This window comes from Amycolatopsis sp. GA6-003 (assembly GCF_046267895.1).
Taxonomy (GTDB): Bacteria; Actinomycetota; Actinomycetes; order Mycobacteriales; family Pseudonocardiaceae; genus Amycolatopsis.
The window spans coordinates 627,845-646,130 of sequence record NZ_CP176499.1 but is presented as its reverse complement, the minus strand read 5'-3'; the positions used below and the strand labels follow the sequence as shown (position 1 = coordinate 646,130).

17 protein-coding genes are annotated in these 18,286 nt (G+C 70.8%); 2 read left to right on the top strand and 15 right to left on the bottom strand.

What is annotated here, in order from left to right; genetic code table 11:
• Positions 1-29: 29 nt before the first annotated feature.
• From F9C12_RS03055 to F9C12_RS03020, 8 genes are all read right to left on the bottom strand, one after another.
• Positions 30-1,406: a sensor histidine kinase gene (locus F9C12_RS03055; protein WP_409180456.1), complete on the bottom strand. Its 1,377-nt coding sequence runs from the start codon at positions 1,404-1,406 to the stop codon at positions 30-32.
• Positions 1,403-2,083: a response regulator transcription factor gene (locus F9C12_RS03050; protein ID WP_409180455.1), complete on the bottom strand. Its 681-nt coding sequence runs from the start codon at positions 2,081-2,083 to the stop codon at positions 1,403-1,405. Before F9C12_RS03050 ends, F9C12_RS03055 begins: the two co-directional genes overlap by 4 nt.
• Before the next feature lie 138 nt (positions 2,084-2,221).
• Positions 2,222-2,905, bottom strand: coding sequence for a class II aldolase/adducin family protein (locus F9C12_RS03045; RefSeq protein WP_409464658.1), 684 nt, complete (start codon positions 2,903-2,905; stop codon positions 2,222-2,224).
• Positions 2,902-3,663, bottom strand: a complete 762-nt coding sequence (locus F9C12_RS03040) for an SDR family NAD(P)-dependent oxidoreductase (protein ID WP_409464657.1) — start codon at positions 3,661-3,663, stop codon at positions 2,902-2,904. Before F9C12_RS03040 ends, F9C12_RS03045 begins: the two co-directional genes overlap by 4 nt.
• Positions 3,660-3,944 (bottom strand): acetone carboxylase subunit gamma, encoded by a 285-nt coding sequence (locus tag F9C12_RS03035; protein ID WP_409464656.1) that lies wholly within the window; start codon positions 3,942-3,944, stop codon positions 3,660-3,662. Before F9C12_RS03035 ends, F9C12_RS03040 begins: the two co-directional genes overlap by 4 nt.
• Positions 3,941-5,914: a hydantoinase B/oxoprolinase family protein gene (locus F9C12_RS03030; RefSeq protein WP_409464655.1), complete on the bottom strand. Its 1,974-nt coding sequence runs from the start codon at positions 5,912-5,914 to the stop codon at positions 3,941-3,943. Before F9C12_RS03030 ends, F9C12_RS03035 begins: the two co-directional genes overlap by 4 nt.
• Entirely contained in the window at positions 5,914-8,025 is a 2,112-nt protein-coding gene (locus tag F9C12_RS03025) for a hydantoinase/oxoprolinase family protein (protein ID WP_409464654.1), read from the bottom strand. Before F9C12_RS03025 ends, F9C12_RS03030 begins: the two co-directional genes overlap by 1 nt.
• Positions 8,026-8,049: 24 nt before the next feature.
• Entirely contained in the window at positions 8,050-9,531 is a 1,482-nt protein-coding gene (locus F9C12_RS03020) for an aldehyde dehydrogenase family protein (protein ID WP_409464653.1), read from the bottom strand.
• Positions 9,532-9,714: 183 nt separating this feature from the next.
• Between F9C12_RS03020 and F9C12_RS03015 the strand changes: the two genes are divergently transcribed.
• A complete protein-coding gene (locus tag F9C12_RS03015) occupies positions 9,715-10,494 on the top strand; it encodes an IclR family transcriptional regulator (protein WP_409180449.1) in 780 nt (259 codons plus the stop codon).
• A gap of 44 nt (positions 10,495-10,538) precedes the next feature.
• On the opposite strand, the gene F9C12_RS03010 is transcribed toward F9C12_RS03015, so the two are convergent.
• From F9C12_RS03010 to F9C12_RS02995, 4 genes are read right to left on the bottom strand one after another with little or no spacing between them, the layout of a single operon-like run.
• On the bottom strand, positions 10,539-11,765 hold the full coding sequence (locus F9C12_RS03010; RefSeq protein WP_409464652.1) for an FAD-dependent monooxygenase: 1,227 nt from the start codon (positions 11,763-11,765) through the stop codon (positions 10,539-10,541).
• 10 nt (positions 11,766-11,775) lie between these two features.
• Entirely contained in the window at positions 11,776-12,378 is a 603-nt protein-coding gene (locus F9C12_RS03005; RefSeq protein WP_409464651.1) for a maleylpyruvate isomerase family mycothiol-dependent enzyme, read from the bottom strand.
• Positions 12,378-13,208: a fumarylacetoacetate hydrolase family protein gene (locus tag F9C12_RS03000; protein ID WP_409464650.1), complete on the bottom strand. Its 831-nt coding sequence runs from the start codon at positions 13,206-13,208 to the stop codon at positions 12,378-12,380. Before F9C12_RS03000 ends, F9C12_RS03005 begins: the two co-directional genes overlap by 1 nt.
• Complete coding sequence (locus tag F9C12_RS02995; protein WP_409464649.1) at positions 13,205-14,347, bottom strand: cupin domain-containing protein; 1,143 nt, start codon at positions 14,345-14,347, stop codon at positions 13,205-13,207. The genes F9C12_RS03000 and F9C12_RS02995 overlap by 4 nt, the downstream gene beginning before the upstream one ends.
• A 65-nt stretch (positions 14,348-14,412) precedes the next feature.
• Here F9C12_RS02995 and F9C12_RS02990 point away from each other — a divergent pair, with 65 nt between their 5' ends.
• A complete protein-coding gene (locus tag F9C12_RS02990) occupies positions 14,413-15,171 on the top strand; it encodes an IclR family transcriptional regulator (RefSeq protein WP_409180444.1) in 759 nt (252 codons plus the stop codon).
• On the opposite strand, the gene F9C12_RS02985 is transcribed toward F9C12_RS02990, so the two are convergent.
• From F9C12_RS02985 to F9C12_RS02975, 3 genes are read right to left on the bottom strand one after another with little or no spacing between them, the layout of a single operon-like run.
• On the bottom strand, positions 15,168-15,590 hold the full coding sequence (locus F9C12_RS02985) for a hypothetical protein (protein ID WP_409464648.1): 423 nt from the start codon (positions 15,588-15,590) through the stop codon (positions 15,168-15,170). The genes F9C12_RS02990 and F9C12_RS02985 overlap by 4 nt on opposite strands.
• Entirely contained in the window at positions 15,583-16,806 is a 1,224-nt protein-coding gene (locus F9C12_RS02980) for an AI-2E family transporter (RefSeq protein ID WP_409180442.1), read from the bottom strand. Before F9C12_RS02980 ends, F9C12_RS02985 begins: the two co-directional genes overlap by 8 nt.
• A complete protein-coding gene (locus F9C12_RS02975; protein ID WP_409464647.1) occupies positions 16,806-18,239 on the bottom strand; it encodes an MFS transporter in 1,434 nt (477 codons plus the stop codon). Before F9C12_RS02975 ends, F9C12_RS02980 begins: the two co-directional genes overlap by 1 nt.
• Positions 18,240-18,286: the final 47 nt, after the last annotated feature.

Here is an 18,286-nt window from a genome sequence, read left to right as displayed (position 1 = left end):
GCGGGAGCCGTGCCGCCTATGCACCGCACTCACCCGCGCGCCTCGGGGAGTTCGACGACGAACCTCGCCCCGCCGCCCGGACGGTCTTCCGCCCACACCCTGCCGTCGTGGCGGGCCACGTGGTCGGCCACGATCGCCAGTCCCAGTCCGGTTCCCGCGTCGGGGTCTCGCCGTCCGGCGTGCACTCCGCGGGAAAACCGCTCGAAGATGCGTTCCCGGAGTTCCGCGGGCACTCCCTCGCCGGCGTCGTCCACCTCCAACCGGACTGTGCCGCCGCAGGCGTGGGCGGCTACGCGGACCGCGCCGCCGCCGTACCGGGACGCGTTGTCGAGCAGGTTCGCCAGGACGCGGTCGAGGCGGCGGCGGTCGGCGGCCACCAGCAACGGTTCCGCGGGGAGTTCGAGCGCCGGTCGCGGGGCGGGGATGCTCGCGACCCCGCTGCGGACGAGCGGACCGAGATCGACGAGTTCGCGTTCCTCGCCGGGGTCGGCTTGGTCGACGGCGGAGATCTCCAGCAGGTCGAGCACCATGCCGCGGAACCGGTGGAGTTCGGCCAGCAGGAGGTGGAGCGCTTTCTGCGCGGGTTCGGGCATGGCGTCGCGGCGGCGGTCGAGGACTTCCGCGACCGTCGTCATCGTGGTGAGCGGCGAGCGGAGTTCGTGGCTGACGTCGGCGGCGAACCGGGCGTCGCGGCGGACGCGCCGTTCCAGGGCTTCGGCGGTGGAGTTGAACGTCGCGGCGAGGGGAGCGAGGTCGGGCCCGGCTTGTTCGGGCAGGCGGGCGCTCAGGTCGCCGCGCGCGATCCGGGCCGCGGTCTCGGTGAACGCGGCGAGCGGGCGCAGCGCGCGCCGGGCGGCCCACGCGCCGACGGCGACGCCGAACATCCCGCACGCCACCGTGCCCGCGACGAGGATCATCCGGAGCTTGCGGAAGGTCCGTTCGAGCCCGAGCAGCGGATGAAGTTCGACGTAGAAGCCCTTAGCGGCGCTGAGCGGCTGGGCCACCGCGAGGACCGGGACCCCGTCGGCGGTGAACTGCTCGTGCGCGGGCGCGCCGGGGCGGGCGCGCGCGAGCAGGCCGGGCGGCAGATCTTGGGGGCCGACCGGGCGTCCGGCGGTGTGCCAGCCGCCGGGCAGGGACACGAGGATCGTCGAATTCGGTCCGGTGGTGAGGCCGGACAGCAGTTCGGCGAGATCGTCGGTCCGTTCGCGGACCTCGTTGTCGACCAGCCGCGCGTTGATCCGGGAATGGCGGTCGGCGCTCTGCAGGCGCTGGTTGAGCAGGTAGTCGGTGGCGAGGTGCCAGGTCGCCGCCGACAGCGCGCTGACCACGGTCAGCAGGCCGAGCCCGAACGCCGCGGAAACCCGGCAGCGCAAGGAAAGCCGCGACCCCGGCGCCGGGCTCACGGCCGGGGCTCGGCGCGGTAGCCGATTCCCCGGACAGTCAGCACGAGCCGGGGGCAATCGGGATCCGGCTCGACCTTGCGGCGCAACCGCCGGATATGGACGTCGAGCAGCCGCGTGCCGCCGAAGCAGTCCCGCCCCCAGATCCGGTGCAGCAACTGCTCCCGCGTGACCACCTCGCCGTCGGCGGCGGCCAGTTCCGCCAGCAGGCGGAATTCGGTGCGGGTGAGCCGGATCTGGGCGCCGTCGCGGGAAACGGTCTCGTCGTGCGTGCTCAGCACCAGATCGCCGACCTGGAGGCAGCACCTGCGAACCGGGGCCGCCCGGCGCAGCAACGCGCGGATGCGGGCCGCCAGCTCGCCGGCGACCAGCGGCTTGGTCACGTAGTCGTCGGCGCCGGCCTCCAACCCCGCGATGACGTCCTGGCTGTCGGCGCGCGCGGTGATGACGATGACCGGCAGGTCGCCGCGCACGCGCAGCTCGTGGCAGACGGCGAGCCCGTCCATGCCGGGCAGCATCAGGTCGAGCAGGACGACGTCCACCTGCACCGATTCGAGCATCGCCAGCGCGTCCTCGCCGGAGGCGGCCTGCGTCACCGCGCAGCCCTGGTCAGCGAGAGCGAGCGAAAGTGCTTCGCTGATCAGGGCGTCGTCCTCGACCAGCAAGACTCGCACCGTCATCGGGTCGCCCTCCGCCGCGGAACATGCTTAAAAATTGTTCCCTATCGCGGCAAGTGCGGGACGGCTGCGGATTCCTTCGCGTATTTCGGCGGACGGTGGGGTTTTCGGCGGAATTGCGGACGACAGCGGACCGGCGGCTCAGGGCAACTGCCGCACCAGGTAATCCCACACCGCCTGAACCGCGCGCGGGTGGTAAATATGCTCCCGCTTCGCGTGCGATTCCTCCGGCGGCGACCAGCTCGGCCAGCCGCCGAACGACTGGGTCAGCAACTGCTGCTCGCACGCCCGCTCCAGCACCACCGCGGCGACCGTAGCGCTCTCCACGGAATCGCCGACCGCGACGATTCCGTGGTTCACCAGGAACACCGCCCGCGCGTTGCCGAGTTCCGCCGCCAGGGATTTACCCAATTCGGGCGTCAGGATCAGATCCGCGGTCTCGGCATAACGCGGCACCTCGGGCGGCACGAACAGGTTCGCGGCATGGCTCACCGGCCGCAGTTGCTGTCCGGTCGCGGCGAGGGCGACGGCGTGCGGGGCGTGCGTGTGCACCACCGCGTTCACGTCCGGCCGCGCGGCGATGACCTCGGTGTGGATCGGGTATTCGCTGTGCCGCGCGCCAGTGCCGGAGACGACTTCGCCGTCGGCGTTGACGAGCTGCACCCGTTCCGGCATCACCTCCTCCATGCCCCATTCCGCGGATTTGATCCACACCCCGCGGCCGTCGGCGTCGCGGCACGAGACGTGGCCCCAGATGAGGTCGCCTTGTCCGGCGGCGGCCAGGATCCGGGACGACAGCGCGACAAGTTCCCGCTGCGTGCTCATCGGTGCACCAGCCCGCCGTTGACGCTGAGGGTCTGGCCGGTCAGGTAGCCGGCGTCGTCGCTGAGCAGGAACGCGGCCAGGCCGGTCATGTCGTCGGACCCGGCGGGGCGGTGCAGCGATTGGGCCCGCAGCATGGCCTCGCGTTGTTCCGGGGTCACCGTTTCCCGCGCGACTTCGGTGTAGACCGGGCCCGGCGACAGGGTGTTGACCCGGATGCCGAACTCGCCGAGCTCGCGGGCCATCGAGAACGTCATGCCGTGCACGCCTCCCTTGCTGGCCACGTAATGCAGATAGCCGGGACGGCCGAGTTGCACGGCGTCGGAGCCGATGTTGACCACGCTGGCCGACGGCGAAGCCTGCAGCAGCGGGAGCAGCGCCGACACGAGCAGCCACGGGCCGCGGAGGTTGACCGCCATCAGGCGATCCCATTCCTCGTCGGTGATCTCCCAGAACGGCTTCATGGTGATGGTGGAGAAGATCGCGGCGTTGTTGATCAGGCCGTCGACCCGGCCGTGCGCCTCGGTCAGCTGCGCCGCGAACTCCGCGCAGCTGGCGCGGCTGGAGACATCGAGTGCATACGCACTGGCTTTGCCCGGGCCGTCGAGAGAATCGGCGGTGGCCTGGACACCCTCGTGGTTGAGGTCGGCGAGCACCGCGGTCGCGCCTTCGGAGACCAGGCGGCGGGCGTAGGCCGCGCCGATGCCTTGGGCCGCGCCGGTCACGACGACGACCTTTCCGGCGAGTCCGTTGCGGGTCATGTCAGGCTCCAGCTTCGGTAGGAGGGTTCGCCGTCCGGGACGATCTCGGTGGACAGCAGCGTCAGGCAGCCGGGGCAGAACGCTTGGCGCAGCAGGACTTTCCGGTCGACGAACGCGGCGGGATCGGCGTGCACCCCCGGTCCGGCTTCGGTCGAGGGGCGTTCGTGGCGCAGCGCGTGCGCCATCGGTTCGGCGGTGGTGTCGCCGATCCGGGCCGCGCAGTGGCGGCAGACGACAGCTCCGGTCGTGTCGTCCACGCGGAGGTTGAGGTCGAGGTTCACTGGTGCGCTCCTTCCGGCGGGGTGAGCCCGGCGCGCTCGTACCGCAGCCGATCGCGGTGTGCCGCCGTGGCCGCGAGGTCGGGTTCGCCGTCGGTCAGGACGACGCCGTAGACGTCGCGAGCGGCGGCCGCGGACACCCTGCCGTTACGGACATCGGCGGCGACGCGTTCGGGCTCGCGGTGCAGCGGGTCGCCGATTCCGCCGCCGCCTTGCCAGTGGGTGAAGTAGACGTCCGCTTCGGCGAGATCCGTTTCCAGATGCGGCGGAAGGGTGTCCGCGCAGCCGCGCAGTTCGTCGATCGTCTGCGGGATCCGGCCGTTCGCGAGCTGGTCGCGCACGGTGGTGTCGCGGACGAGGACGTCCCATTGCGTGGCGGCGGGGTAGCCGCCCGAGATGCCGGGAGCCTGCGGCACCGCCTTGCCGTTGGCGGAGACGACGAGGTGCACGCTGCCGGCGGGGGAGTCGTAGGGGATGAAGCAGCTCGACGCACCGACGCCGCCGCGCCACCGGCCCGGTCCGCCGGAATCGACCTCCTCGCGCCGCCACAGGTAGAGCATCGGGAAGCTGAACTCGTTGATCTCGATGTCGGCGATGCGGCCCATCGGAATGCAGTTCTCGCCGCCGGTGTCGACGCCGTCGCCGTCGACCTTCGCGCCCAGCCCGCCGGACATCGCGTCGCACAGCATCGTCGCGAAACCGCCGCCGCGCTGGTCGACTCCGGCCAGCAGGGTGAGATCCCAGGTGCCGCAGCACACGCTCATCGCCGACCGGCTCAGTTCCGCGTGCGTGCTCAGCATCTGCGCGACGGTTTCGGAGACCGCGTTCTGCGTGGACCAGGCCGAGTTGACCGACGCTTTCCCGATGCCCGCCGGGAAGGTGCAGTTGTTGATCGTGCCGGGTTCGCTGACGATCTCGACGCACCGGTAGATCCCGCCGGGCGACCAGGAGATGTCCGGGCACAGCATGGTCAGCAGGATCGGCAGGATGCCGCCGCGCAGTCCGGCGAGCGTGCAGTTGATGATCCCGTCGACCTGCGGGTCGGTGCCGGTGAAGTCGAACGTCAGCGTGTCGTCCTGTTTGGACATCGCGACCACGATCTTGTGGATGTCCCGGTCGCCCGCTCGCGCGCCGTCCTGATGGGCCACCGCCGACCACGTGCCGTCCGGCAGCGCCCGCAGTTTCGCGCGCAGCTGGGATTCGGCGTCGCCCATCATCTTCTTCATCACGGCCTTGACGGTGTCCGGGCCGTACTTGTCGATGAGCGCGGTCAGCCGGTCCCGCGCGACGTTGTTCGCGCCGATCTTCGCGCGCAGGTCCAGTCCGACGAGCCGCGGCACGCGCGAGCGCCGCAGGTACATGTCCTCCAGGTCCGAGCGCAGCGTGCCGCCTTCGACGATCTTGACCGGCGGGATCGGCAGCGCCTCCCAGAACACGTCGTGCCCCTCGACCGACCAGCTGCCCGGCGACACGCCGCCGAGGTCGACCTGGTGCGCGACCGCGCCGGTCCAGCAGAACAGCTGGCCGTCGTAGAAGAGCGGGGCGAGGACGGTGACGTCGTTCTGGTGCAGTCCGCCGCCGATCCACGGGTCGTTCAACAGGAACTGGTCGCCCGGTGCGATTCCCGGGTTCTCCGCGCGGTGCTCCAGCGTCCAGCGCACCGCCATGTCCAAAGCGGACCCGAGCTGCATGTTGTACAGCCCGACCTGCACGGTTTCGCCGGTCTCGTCCAGGATGCCCGCGCCGAAGTCGTTGCAGTCGGTGACCACGACGGAGCCGGACATCCGCTTGATCGCGTCGCCCATGTCGTCGGTGATCGCGACCAGGCGGTGCCGGACCACTTCGTAGGTCAGCGCGTCCACGCTGTCGGAGCCGACGCGGTGCAGTTTCAGGTCGCCGAACCGGGCGTCCGGGTCGAGGGGAGCGCCGGACTGGACGAATCGCTCGGATCCGGCGACGGGGATGACAGCCATCAGGAGTGTTCCTTCCGTTCGGGGAACCGGATGACGAGGTTGCCCAGCCGGTCCACGGTGGCCTGCGTGCCCGGCGGCAGGGCGACGGTGGTGGTCGGCGCTTCGACGACCGCGGGGCCCGTGATCTCGTGGCCCGCGCCGAGTGCGCGGTAGTCGTAGATCGCGGCGGGCTGACGTCCGGCGCGCACGTCGAGCAGGACCTCCCGCTCGCCGCTCGCGGCGGGTTTGCCGGGCCGGGTGCCGTGCTCGGGCAGCTCCGGCTGGATCTGCAGGATCCCGGTCGCGCGGACGCGGTAGGTGATCAGCTGAAGTCCGGCGTCGGGGAAGCCGGAACCCTTGCCGTACAACGCTTCGTAGCCGGCCTCGAAGTCCCGGCCGAGCTGCTCCACCGACGCGTCGGTCAGCTGCCCGCCGGGCACCGGAGTCGCCACCTCGGCGAGCTGCATCGTGTAGCGGAGGTCGGCTTCGCGTTCGTAGCTGATCGCGGAGAACGTCAAGCCTTGTTCTGCCAACCGGCGTTCGAGTTCGCGTTCCAGGCCGGCGAAAACCTCGTTCGCGGTCTTCGCGGGCACCGGCATCGCCACCGGTCGCGACTGTTCGGCCGTCAGCACGATGTCCGAGGCGGCCAGCCCGTAGGCGGAGAACACCGCCGCGGTGGAGCCGAGCGGAACCACGACCTCCTTGACTCCGAGGTCGGCCGAGTAGCTCGCGCAGTGCATCGGGCCCGCGCCGCCGAACGCGTAGAGCGTGAAGTCCCGCGGGTCCTGGCCGGAGTTGACCACGACCTTGCGGACGAGGTCGGCGGTCTGGGCGTTCTGGATCGCGTAGATCGCCGCGGCCGCGTCCTCGACGGACATGCCGAGCGGGGTCGCCACCACCTTGTCGATGGCGTCCCGGGACAGCTGGACGTCCAGTTTCTTGCGCCCGCCCAGGAAATTGTCCGGATTGATGATGCCGAGGACGAGGTCGGCGTCGGTCACGGTCGGCTCCCAGCCGCCCTCGCCGTAGCAAGCCGGTCCGGGCCGGGCGCCCGCGCTGCGCGGCCCGACGCGGAGGTTGCCGCCCGGGTCGACCCAGGCGATCGCGCCCCCGCCGGCCCCGATGGTGTGCACGTCGACCATCGGAGTGCTGATCGTGTACTGGTTGAGGATCGTGCTCGTGGTGGTCACCGGCTTGCCGTCGACGACCAGCCCGACCAGGAACGTGGTGCCGCCCATGTCGGTCGAGATCACCTTGTCGTGGCCCAGCGACGCGGCCATCCGGGTGCAGCCGACGACACCGCCGGTGAGCACCGAACCGATGGTGGTGATCGCGTGCGCCGGTGCGTCGGCGGCGGTGACGCAGCCGCCGGAACCCTGCATCACCAGCAGGGCGCCGGTGAGCCCACGCGCGCGCAGTTCGGCTTCGAGCGGGCGCAGGTAGCTGCCGAGCCGGGGGCCGACCTGCGTGTTCATGATCGTGGTGACGTTGCGCGGGTACTCCCGGATGCGCGGGCTGACCTCGCTGGACAGCGCCACGTACACCTCCGGCGCTTCCTCCCGCACGATCTCGCGCACCCGCTGCTCGTGCGCGGGATTGCGGAACGACCAGAGGAACGAGACCGCGATCGCCTCGGCGCCGTCGGCGAGCAGGTCGCGGACCGCGGTCCGGACGCCGTCCTCGTCGAGCGGGACGACGACGCGGCCCTGGTAGTCCACGCGTTCGTCGATCTCGCGGATCCGGTGCCGGGGCACCAAGGCCGCGGGTTTCGCGGTGCGCGCCATGTGCTGGATGTCGTCGCTGCCGAGACCGGCGTAGCGGCCTTCGAGGTTCATGATGCTGATCGAGTCCGCGTGCCCGTGCGTGGTGAGGAAGCCGACCTGCGCGACATCGCCGGTCACCAGCGCGTTGAGCGTGGAAGTGGTGCCGTGCACGAGATAGTCGGTGTCGGCGAGCAGTTCGCGGACCGGAATGCCGAGTTCCGCGGCGAGTTCGTCGATCGCGGTCAGGAAACCGGTCGCGAAGTCCGGGGGAGTGGACGGGGTTTTGGCCGCGGCGAGCCGGTTGTGCTGGTCGGCGACGAAAGCGTCGGTGAACGTGCCGCCGGTGTCGATGCCGATGACGTACGCCATGAGGGCCCCTTTGCCTTCGTGCCGTCAGAACATGACGTTGATGGATTTGGTTTCGGTGTAGCTGAGCAGTTCTTCGAGGCTTTCTTCGCGGCCGACGCCGGATCCCTTGACGCCGCCGAAGGGCACGTTGGGGAAATGCCGGGACGAGCCGTTGATCCAGACGAACCCGGCCTCGAAGGCTCGGGCGACGCGGTGCGCACGCGTGACGTCGCAGGTCCACACGCTCGCGGTCAGCCCGTAGTCGACGCTGTTGGCGATGCGGACCGCTTCGGCCTCGTCAGTGAACGGGATGACCGACAGCAGCGGCCCGAAGACCTCTTCGCGGGCGATCCGCATGTCCGGACTCACGCCGGTGAAGACCGTCGGGGCGACGAACAAGCCCTGCTCCACGCCAGCCGGTCGGCCGCCGCCAGTGGCCACCTTCGCCCCTTCGGAGACCGCGATGTCGATGTAGGACAACGACTTCTCGTACTGCGCCTGGTTGATCATCGTGCCCTGCTCGGTGCGCTCGTCGAACGGATCGCCGATCCGCCGGGCTTCGATCAGTGCGACCACGCGGGACACCAGCGCGTCGTGGACTTCCTGGTGCACCAGCAGCCGCGAGTTCGACCCGCAGGACTGGCCGGACCAGGTGAAGTTCATGCCGAACACCGCACCGGCGGCCGCGGCTTCGAGGTCCGCGTCGGGGAACACCACCATCGCGTTCTTGCCGCCGAGTTCGAGGCTGACGTCCTTGACGCCGCTTTCGGCGGCCGCGCGCTGGATAGCGCGTCCGGTCGGTTCGGACCCGATGAACCCGATCCGCCGCACCTGCCGGTGGCGCACCAGCGCGTCCGGCACCGCCGGGCCGTCGCCGACGACCACCGACAGCACACCGGGCGGGAAGATGTCCTTCGCCAGTTCCGCGAGCCGCAGCGCGGACAGCGGCGCGGCCTCCGGCGGCTTGAGGATGGTCGGATTGCCCGCGACCAGCGGCGCGGCGACCTTGCCCGCGAACATCAGCGGATGGTTGTAGGGCACGATCCGGGCCACCACGCCGACCGGTTCGCGCGTGGTCACGTGCAGTGCGGTGCTGGCGGGCACCGTGGTGCCTTTCAGCTCCAGCGCCTGTCCGGCGAACATGCGCAGCTGCGCCACCGTCACGCCGACGTCGGCGCGCGAGTTCGAGATCGGCGAACCGGCGTCCACGGTGTCGAGCAGGGCCAGTTCCTCGCCGTGGCGTTCGATCGCGTCGGCCAGTTCCGCGACCAGCTTCGCCCGCTCGACCGGCACGGTGTCCCGCCAAGCCGCGCGGGCGTCGGCCGCGGCGCGCACTGCCTCGTCTACGTCGTCCGCGCCAGCGTCCGGAACCTCGGCGATCGTGGTGCCCGTGTAAGGGGACACCCGGGCGAAGGTGGCGCCGGACCGAGCCGGGACGAGCTTGCCGTCGACGAGCAGGCGCCACTCGCGGTCGAGAAGTTCGGCGACCCGGGTCGGGATTTCCGGGCCGGAATGTGCTTCGAGCATCGTCGCTCCTGCGCTTCCTGAGTCCCGCGGGGACCTGGAGCCCCGCGTGCCGTCGGCTCATGCTAACCCGGCAACCCGGCCCGCAGTCCATCCTGCAGACTCATATTCTGTTATCCAGAAACTCTTCCGAATCATTCCGGCGGAAGCACCAGGAAACTCCCTGGTCCGGATACGATGTCTGCTATGCAGACATCTGGTCCCGCGCGGCCCGCTCCCCAGTACCCGATCGAATCCGTGGACCGCGCGCTGCGGCTGCTCCGGATGTTCAGCGCCACCAGGGAACTCCGGCTCTCCGACGCGCGGGACGCGCTGGGCGTCGGCCAGTCGACCGCGCACCGGCTGATGGCGATGCTCGTCCACCACGGGTTCGTCGACCAGGACCCGGCCAGCCGCGTGTACCGCGCCGGGCCGGCGCTGGTCGAGATCGGGCTGTCCGTGGTGAACCAGATGGACCTGCGCGCGGTCGCGCGGCCGGTGCTGCAGTGGCTGCGGGAAACCACTGGAGAGACCGTGCATCTCGGTTCTCTGGAAGGCAATCAGGTGCGCTTCCTGGACGTGCTCGAGAGCGACCGGGCGCTGCGGGTGTCCGGCCGGGTGGGCCGCACCCTCCCGGCGCACGCGACGAGCCTGGGCAAGGCGATGCTCGCGCACCTGCCGGACGACCAGATCGCGCAGCGTTACCCGGACGAAGTGCTCGGCCAGGTCACCACGAAGACGATGACGAGCCGCAGCGCGCTGCTGGCGGAGATCGAGCGGATCCGGCGGCGTGGCTACGCGCTGAACGCGGGCGAGAGCGAGGACGGCGTCAGCTCGATCGGCTGCGCGGTCGCCCGCCCAGACGGTCCGCTGCTGGGCGGGCTGAGCGTGGCGGCGCCGACCGGCCGGATGACGAAGGCCCAGCGGGACGAGCACGCGGTGGCGCTGGTGGAGGGCTGCCGGCGGCTGGCGGAGAAGCTGGGGTGAACGAAAAAACCGGCGGCGAACGGGTCGTTCACCGCCGGTCCTGGTCATCGGGTGGCAGTCAAATCGTCCGCTGTGGACAGCGGGATCGGCTCGAACATCGCCGGTTCGTCTTCGGGGAACAGGGCTGTCGGGCCGTACAGCCAATCGGTGAACGAGTAGTCGTCCGAAGCCCGGGCACGGAGCAGGCTGTTGCGCTGTTCCCGCTCGACACCGTCCAGATGCCACAGATTTCCCCAGGCCCGGGCGGTCAGCACGACCCGGCGGCAGTGTTCGGTGCGGACTGCCTGGTAGGCGGCCAGCGCACCGTCCCAGTCTCCCAGCCGTTTCACGTGTTCGGCCAGCACCCAGCCGTCCTCGACGGCCATGATCGCGCCTTGGGCGAGGTACTGCAGGGGCGGGTGCGCGGCGTCGCCGAGCAGGGCGAGCCGGCCGTCGACCCAGGTCGAGATCGGGTCCCGGTCGTACATCCGCCACCACTTGTCCCGCCACATCCGCGGAATGCCGGCCCGCACCTCGTCGCAGGTGGCGGCGAACGCGGTGTCCAGTTCGTCCGGCGTGCCCCAGTCGGCCAGGCCCGCCACGGCTTTCGGCGACTCGAAAACGGCTACCTGATTGAGCAAATCGCCGCTGCGGAGTCCATAGTGGACAAAATGGCAGCGCGGGCCGACATAAACCACGACCTCGGACAGATCCACCGGACGGCCGACCTCGGCGATCGGCACGGTGCCGCGGTAGGCGACATAGGCCGACGACACCGGCTGGTCGTCCGCGAAGTGCTTCCGGGCCACCGAATGCAGGCCGTCGGCGGCGAGGACGACCGGTGCACTGTGGACGGTTCCGTCGGCGGCGACCGCGGTCGCCGGGTCCGGCGTGTACGACACGATCCGTTGCTCGGTGAGGAGTTCGACGCCAGCGTCCCGGCAGGCGTCGAGGAACAGCCGGTGCAGGTCGCTGCGGTGGATGACCAGGTACGGGAAGCCGTAGCGGCGTTCGAGGTCGCGCAGGTCGAGCGCGGTCAGGTCGCGGCCGTCGACGGCGTCGCGCATGACCATCCGGTCCGGGACCACGCCGCGGGCCTTCGCGGTGTCCAGCAGGCCGTAGGCGTCGAGGATCCGGGTGCAGTTGGGCGCGAGCTGGATGCCGGCCCCGACCTCGCCGAACTCCTTCGCCTGTTCCAGCACCCGGACCGCCACGCCGAGCCGGGACAGCGCGAACGCGGTGCTCAGCCCGCCGATCCCGCCGCCGACGACGAGCACGTCAGGGGTGTCCATGGGGTTCTCCTCACAGCCAGGGGCCGAGGCCGGGGACCCCGGTCAGCGAATGCGGCCGCCCGGCCAGGTATGCCGCGACGTCGGGCAGCGGGCCGTCCGGCAGCCGGTCGAGACCGCGTTTGGCCTGGATTTCGGCGACGAGCGCGGACAGGAACGCCTCCGGCAGGTCTGCGAACGTCAGCCCGGAGCCGAGGTCGACCGCGTGCACGCAGACTTCGCGGGCCCGCAGCCAGGGGATCTCGGCGGCGGGAACCGTCCGGCCCTGTGCGGTGACCACCTCGGCCTGCCACTGCTGCGGAGTCAGCGATGCCATCGCGGACTCCAGCGAGCGGGCCGAATCCTGCAGCCAGGACGTGAGCTGGGCTTCGGGCAGCTGCGAGCCTGCCTCGATGTCGGCGTTGCGCTGCTCCGGCGAGGTGTACATCGGGGTGCGCTCGCCGGTCCGCGCCCAGTGCACGAGGTTCCCGAGAGCGTCCGCGTTGGCCGCGACGTGCGCCGCGAGGTGCTTGCGGGTCCAGCCCGGGAGCGCGCTGGGTCCGGACAGTTCTTTCGCGTGGGTAAGGAAAAGCTCGGTCCCGAACGCGGCCCAGTCCCGCGCGGCGCCGGCGGCCATCAGGATTCCTTCACGATCTGGTTCACGCACGCGCCGATCCCGGCCACCTCGGTGACGACGGTTTCCCCGCCGGTCAGGTAGACCTTCGGGTCGCGCGCGTGGCCGACTCCGGCGGGCGTGCCGGTCGCGATCAGGTCGCCCGGGTTGAGCTGGACGATCGTGGAGACGTACCGCACCAGGTGCACCGGGTCGAACAGCAGCGTGCCGGTGTCGTCGTGCTGCATGACGCGACCGTCCACAGTGGTCTTCACCTCGAGCGCGGGCCGGACGCCGCCGACCTCGTCCGGCGTGACGACGTACGGGCCGACCGGCGTCGAGGACTGCCAGATCTTGCCCTGCGTCCACTCGACGGTGCGGAACTGCCAGTCCCGGACCGAGACGTCGTTCATGACAGTGAACCCGGCGATCGCCGCCGCGGCCTCGTCCTCGTTCGCGCGCCGGACGGTTTTGCCGACCACGACGACGAGTTCGACCTCCCAGTCGAGCGCGTCGGTCTCGGCCGGTTTGACGATCGGGTCGGCCGGCCCGGTCAGGGTGTCGGCGAACTTAGCGAACAGCGTCGGGTACGCGGGCAGCTCGCGGCCCATTTCCCTGATGTGGTTGGTGTAGTTGTGCCCGACACAGACCACTTTGGACGGATTCGGCACGACCGGGGCGAGGCCGGCGCCCTCGGCGGGCCAGGTCCGGCCGGTCGCCTGGGCGGCGCGCGCCTCCCAGCCGTCCTGGGCGAAGAGCGCGCCGAGGTCGGGACAGCCGAGGTCGACCAGCAGGTCTCCGTCGAGGCGGACGGCGCGGGTGCGGCCGTCGACGCGCAGGGTGGCGAGCTTCATCGGAGGGTCTCCTGACGGTTGAGGTGGAGCGCCTCGAACACGGGCGCGTCCGAGAAACGGAACAGGTCGAGGGCGCCGGAGTCGGAATCCGTCGCACCGGCCTCCGACTTCACCGAGAACGGCTGCCACGACGGGACGACGAACAGGTCCCCGCGCGAAACCGCCCACGAGGCGTCGCCGACGGTCACCGTGCCGGAGCCGTCGAACACCTGGCAGACCGACGAGCCGGTCTCGCGCACCGGCGCGGTCTCGGTGCCCCGGGCCACGCGGTGGAACTCGGCGCGGATGGTCGGCAGCACGTCGGAACCGTCGTGCGGATGGGAAAACCGGACAGCCGCGTGGCCTGGTTCGACCGTTCCGGCGTAGCCCTCTTTCTCCAGCTGCAACTGGTCGGACAGGGCGGCGTCGGTGTGCTCCCACTTGTAGGCCAGCAACGGCGAACCCGGCGCGACGGCGCCGGCCGAGAGCGGCCGCAGGCCCGGATGCGCCCAGAGCCGTTCGGACCGAGACCGCTCCGGCGTGATCCGCTCCGCCTCGCTGATGGCTTCGCGGCCGAATTCGAAGAACTGCGCGTCGATGCCGTACTGGAACGGAATGTCGAGGCCGTCCAGCCAGGCCATCGGCTCGCGCGTGGCGTTGTGGTGCGCGTGCCAGTTCCAGCCCGCCTGCGGCAGGAAGTCGCCGCGGCGCATCGGGACCGCGTCGCCGCCGACGACCGTCCACACGCCCGAGCCCTCGACGACGAACCGGAACGCGTTCTGCGTGTGCCGATGCTCGGGCGCGTCCTCGCCGGGCAGCAGGTACTGGATCGCGGCCCACAGCGTCGGAGTCGCGAACGGACGGCCGCCGAGCCCCGGGTTGGCGAGCGCGATCGCCCGTCGTTCCCCGCCGCGTCCGACCGGCACGATCTCGCCCGCCTGCTCGGCGAGCCGGAGCAGGTTCTCCCACCGCCACCGGTGCGGCACCGCCCGCGACCGCGGGTGCGCGGGCATCAGGTCGCCGATCTCCGTCCACAACGGAACGAGCAGCTCCTGTTCGAAGCCGCGGTAGAGGTTCCGCAGGGCGGGGGTGACCGCGGGCTGGTCCGGTGCGTCGACCGCGGCGAGCTGGACGGGAGTTGGCGCTGGTGTGCTGGGCATGGGGTTATGGTGGGCGCGTCCCGGTCTGCGGAAAACGGGATTCTGGTGTGCGGAAAGGCGGCCGGATGGAGAAACGGTTCAAAGCGCCGCCGCCGTACGCGGTGGCCAGCGTCGACAACGCCCTGCGGATCGCGGCGATGCTGCAGCTCGAAGGCCCGTTGACGGTCTCCGAGGTGGCCGAGCGGATCGGCGTCGCGCCCTCGACCGCGCACCGGCTGCTCGCGATGCTCGTGTACCGCGATTTCGCCGTCCAGGACGCCAACCGCGCTTACCGGGTGGGCCCGGTGCTGGAGCTGGCCGCGCACTCGCAATCAGCCGCGTCGAAGCTGCGCGCGGCGGCGCTTCCGCACCTGCGGAGGCTGGTGGACCTGCTGGACGAGTCGGTGAACCTGACGGTCCGGACCGGCGACACGGCCCGGTTCATCGCGAGCGTCGAGTGCTCGCAGGCGTTGCGGGTCGGTTCGCGCGAAGGGATGGTGTTCCCGGTCCATCAGACGACGGCCGGCCTGCTGCTGCTCGCCGAACTGCCGCCGGAACAGGTGGAGGAACTGTACGCGGTCGACAAACCCGGCGAGCGCCCGGACCCGGCCGAGCTGCGGGCGGACCTGGCTCGCGTGCGCCGCAGCGGGTTCGCGCTCAACCAGGGCCGCTCCGAACGCGGAGTGGTGGCGGTCGGCGTGCCGGTGCACGGGCCGGACGGAGTGGTCGTCGCGGGGTTGTCGGTGTCGATGCCGAGCGTGCGGTACCGGAAGGATCAGCTGCCGACGCTGGTGGCGGCGCTGCGCGCGACCGCAGCCGCGTTGGAGGCGGATTTACGCGGTTAGCGCTGGTCTTCTCCCGCGAGCGCGGTGGCGAAAGCCGCGTGCACGCTGAGGAATTGCTGCACCGACAGTTCCGCCGCGATGCCGGGGTACTGCGGGGCCAGCCGTTGGGCCGCCCAGGCACCCCACCGCACGTGAGCCTCGGCGACGCTCAGGTGCGCCGCTTCGGCGGCATGGCGGGCGTTCACGCCGTCCAGGATCGCTTGGTGCATCAACGCGGGAGTCGAACGTTGTTCCCACGCCCGCAGAGACGCCATCGAGGAAAGCCGGTGCAGCGTCGCGGAAACTGTCGGCGGCGCGGGACGGGGGAGCGGAACGCCGCGTTCGAGCGGTCCCCTTCGCTGCGGCGCGCCGTCCAGCGCGTCGTCGACTGCGGCACCGGTCGAAGTGGCCAGGCCGCGGCTTTCGGCGTCGTCAGTCATCAAGCTCGTCATCAGAGTCCCTCCGACGTGCGGTTACCCGCCTTCGCACGCGCGAAACCCTTGATCGGCGGGAACCGGTGGCGCGGGCGTTGCCGGGCAGCAGCGGGTCGATGTCGACCGGATCCAGCCGCGGGTCGCGCTGCAGGGAGCCGAGCGCGGCCTTGGCGACGGCGAGGATCGGCACCGCGAGCAGCGCCCCGACGATCCCGGCGATTTCCAGGCCGAGCGCGATGCCCACGACGACGGCCAGCGGATGCAGCCGGACCGCCCGTCCGAGCAGGAACGGCTGCAGCACATGGCTTTCCAGCTGCATCACCGCGACCACGACGGCGAGCACGATCCCCGCCGCGACGAATCCGTTGGCGACCAGCGCGACCAGCACCGCGACCGCGCCGGTCACCACCGCGCCGAGGATCGGCACGAACGCCCCGATGAAGATCAGCGCGGCCAGCGGCACCGCGAGCGGGACCCCGACCAGCCAGATGCCCAGTCCGATGCAGACCGCGTCCACACAGGCCACGGCCACGGTCGCGCGCACGTAGCTGACCAGCGAGGCGAACCCGCGGCGGCCGGCGACGTCGATCTCGTCGCGGGTGGCGGCGGGCACGATCTTCAGCAGGAAATGCCACACCTGATTGCCGCTGTACAGGAAGAACACGAGCACGAAAAGCGTCAGCAGCATCTCGGTGAGGACGCCGCCGACGGTCGCGGCGGTGGACAGCACGCGCGTGGTGAGCTCGGCGGTGTTGCCCTGGATCGCGCTGACCGCTTTGTCGAGCAGCTGCTGCAGCTGGGGCAGGTGCAGCGGTCCGTGCTGCAGCCAGTTGTTGATGCGCGCGAGACTGGCCCCGACCTGGTTGCCCAGCTGCGGCAGGCTCGCGGTGACCGTGGTGATCACCAGGGTCAGAACCCCGCCCAGCACGGCGAGCCCGACGATGATCGCGATGAGGGTGGCCAGCGCGCGGGGCACGTGCCAGCGCACCAGCCGCTCCACCAGCGGCGCGAACAACGCCGACAGGAGCAGGGCGATCCCGATCGGCACGGTGACGTCCGCGAGGTAGCCGAGAGTCCACGCGATGACGCCGAGCATGGTCAGCACGACCAGGAAGCGCCAGCTGGCCGCCGCGGCGACCCGGAGCGACCACGGCACCGCGTCGGCGGCGTCCCGGCGCCGATGACGGTGCGCCCCCGCGATCCGGCGGGCTGGCGCGGTCATCACGCCGCTGCCTTGGCCGACAACGGCTCCGCGACCGATTCGAGCGAGCGCCGTTCGGCCTTGACGCCCAGAACCGCCTCGGCGATCCCGCCCGCGATCATCATGCCCGCGCCCAGGTAGTAGCCGAAGGCCACGTTGCCGACGACGCCGGTTTCGACCAGGCTGCCGAACAGCACCGGGCCGATGATCCCGCCGAGCCCGGTGCCGACGGAGTAGAAGATCGCGATCGCCAGCGCGCGCACTTCGAGCGGGAAGATCTCCGACACCGTGAGGTACGCGGAGCTGGCCCCGGCCGAAGCGAGGAAGAACACCGCGCACCAGGCGATCGTCAGGGTGAGCGCGGACAGCACTCCGGCTTGGAACAGCAGGCCGGTCGCGACGAGCAGCACGCCAGAGCCCAGGTAGCTGGTGACGATCATCGGGCGGCGGCCGATCGAGTCGAAGAACCGCGCGAGGACCAGCGGGCCGACGAAGCTGCCGAGGGCGAGTGGGACGAGGTAGAGCCCGACGGACCCGCTGGAAATGCCGAAGAACCGGCTCAGCACCAGGCCCTGGGTGAAGTAGACGGCGTTGTACAGGAATGCCTGCCCGACGAAGAGGGCGAGCCCGAGCAGCGTCCGTCTCGGGTAGCTGCGCACGAGGGTCACCGCGACTTCGGTGAGGCTGGTGCGCGTGCGCTCCTCGACCTCGATGGTGTCGTCGACGGGTTCGAGCCGCTCACCGGTCGCCCTCTGAACCCGGTCTTCGATCCCGGTCACGACCTGGTCGGCCTCGTCGGCGCGGCCGTGGGTGAACAGCCAGCGCGGGCTTTCCGGGACGGTCCGGCGGACGATCAGGATGAACAGGCCGAGCACCGCGCCCAGCCCGAAGGCCAGCCGCCAGCCCAGCCAGGCCGGGATCAGGCCGACGTCGAGCAGCACCAGGCTGAGCGCCGCGCCGCCGGCCGCGCCGAACCAGTACGAGCCGTTCACCGCCAGGCTGACCGTCGCGCGCCAGCGGGCCGGCACGAGTTCGTCGATCGCGGAGTTGATCGCCGCGTACTCCCCGCCGATGCCGGCTCCGGTCAGGAACCGCATCACGAAAAACCACCACGGCGCAAAGGAAACCGCGGTCAGCACGGTGGCCAGCAGGTAGAGCCCGAGCGTCAGCAGGAACAGCCGTTTCCGGCCCCAGCGGTCGGTCAGGTAGCCGAAGACGAGCGAACCGCAGACCGCGCCGGTGACGTAGCACGAGGTCGCCAGCCCGACCTGGGTCGCGGAAAGGACCAGGCCGCCGCCGGGTTCAGTGAGCCGGTCGGACAGCGCGCTGACGATGGTCACCTCGAGCCCGTCGAGGATCCACACCGTGCCCAGCCCGACGAGCATCAGCCAATGCCACGACGACCAAGGCAGCCGGTCCATCCTCGCCGGCACGTCGGTTCGCACCACATCCATCACCTCGCGGCGCGAATTCCCGGCGGAGATCACGCGCAAACGGCTTG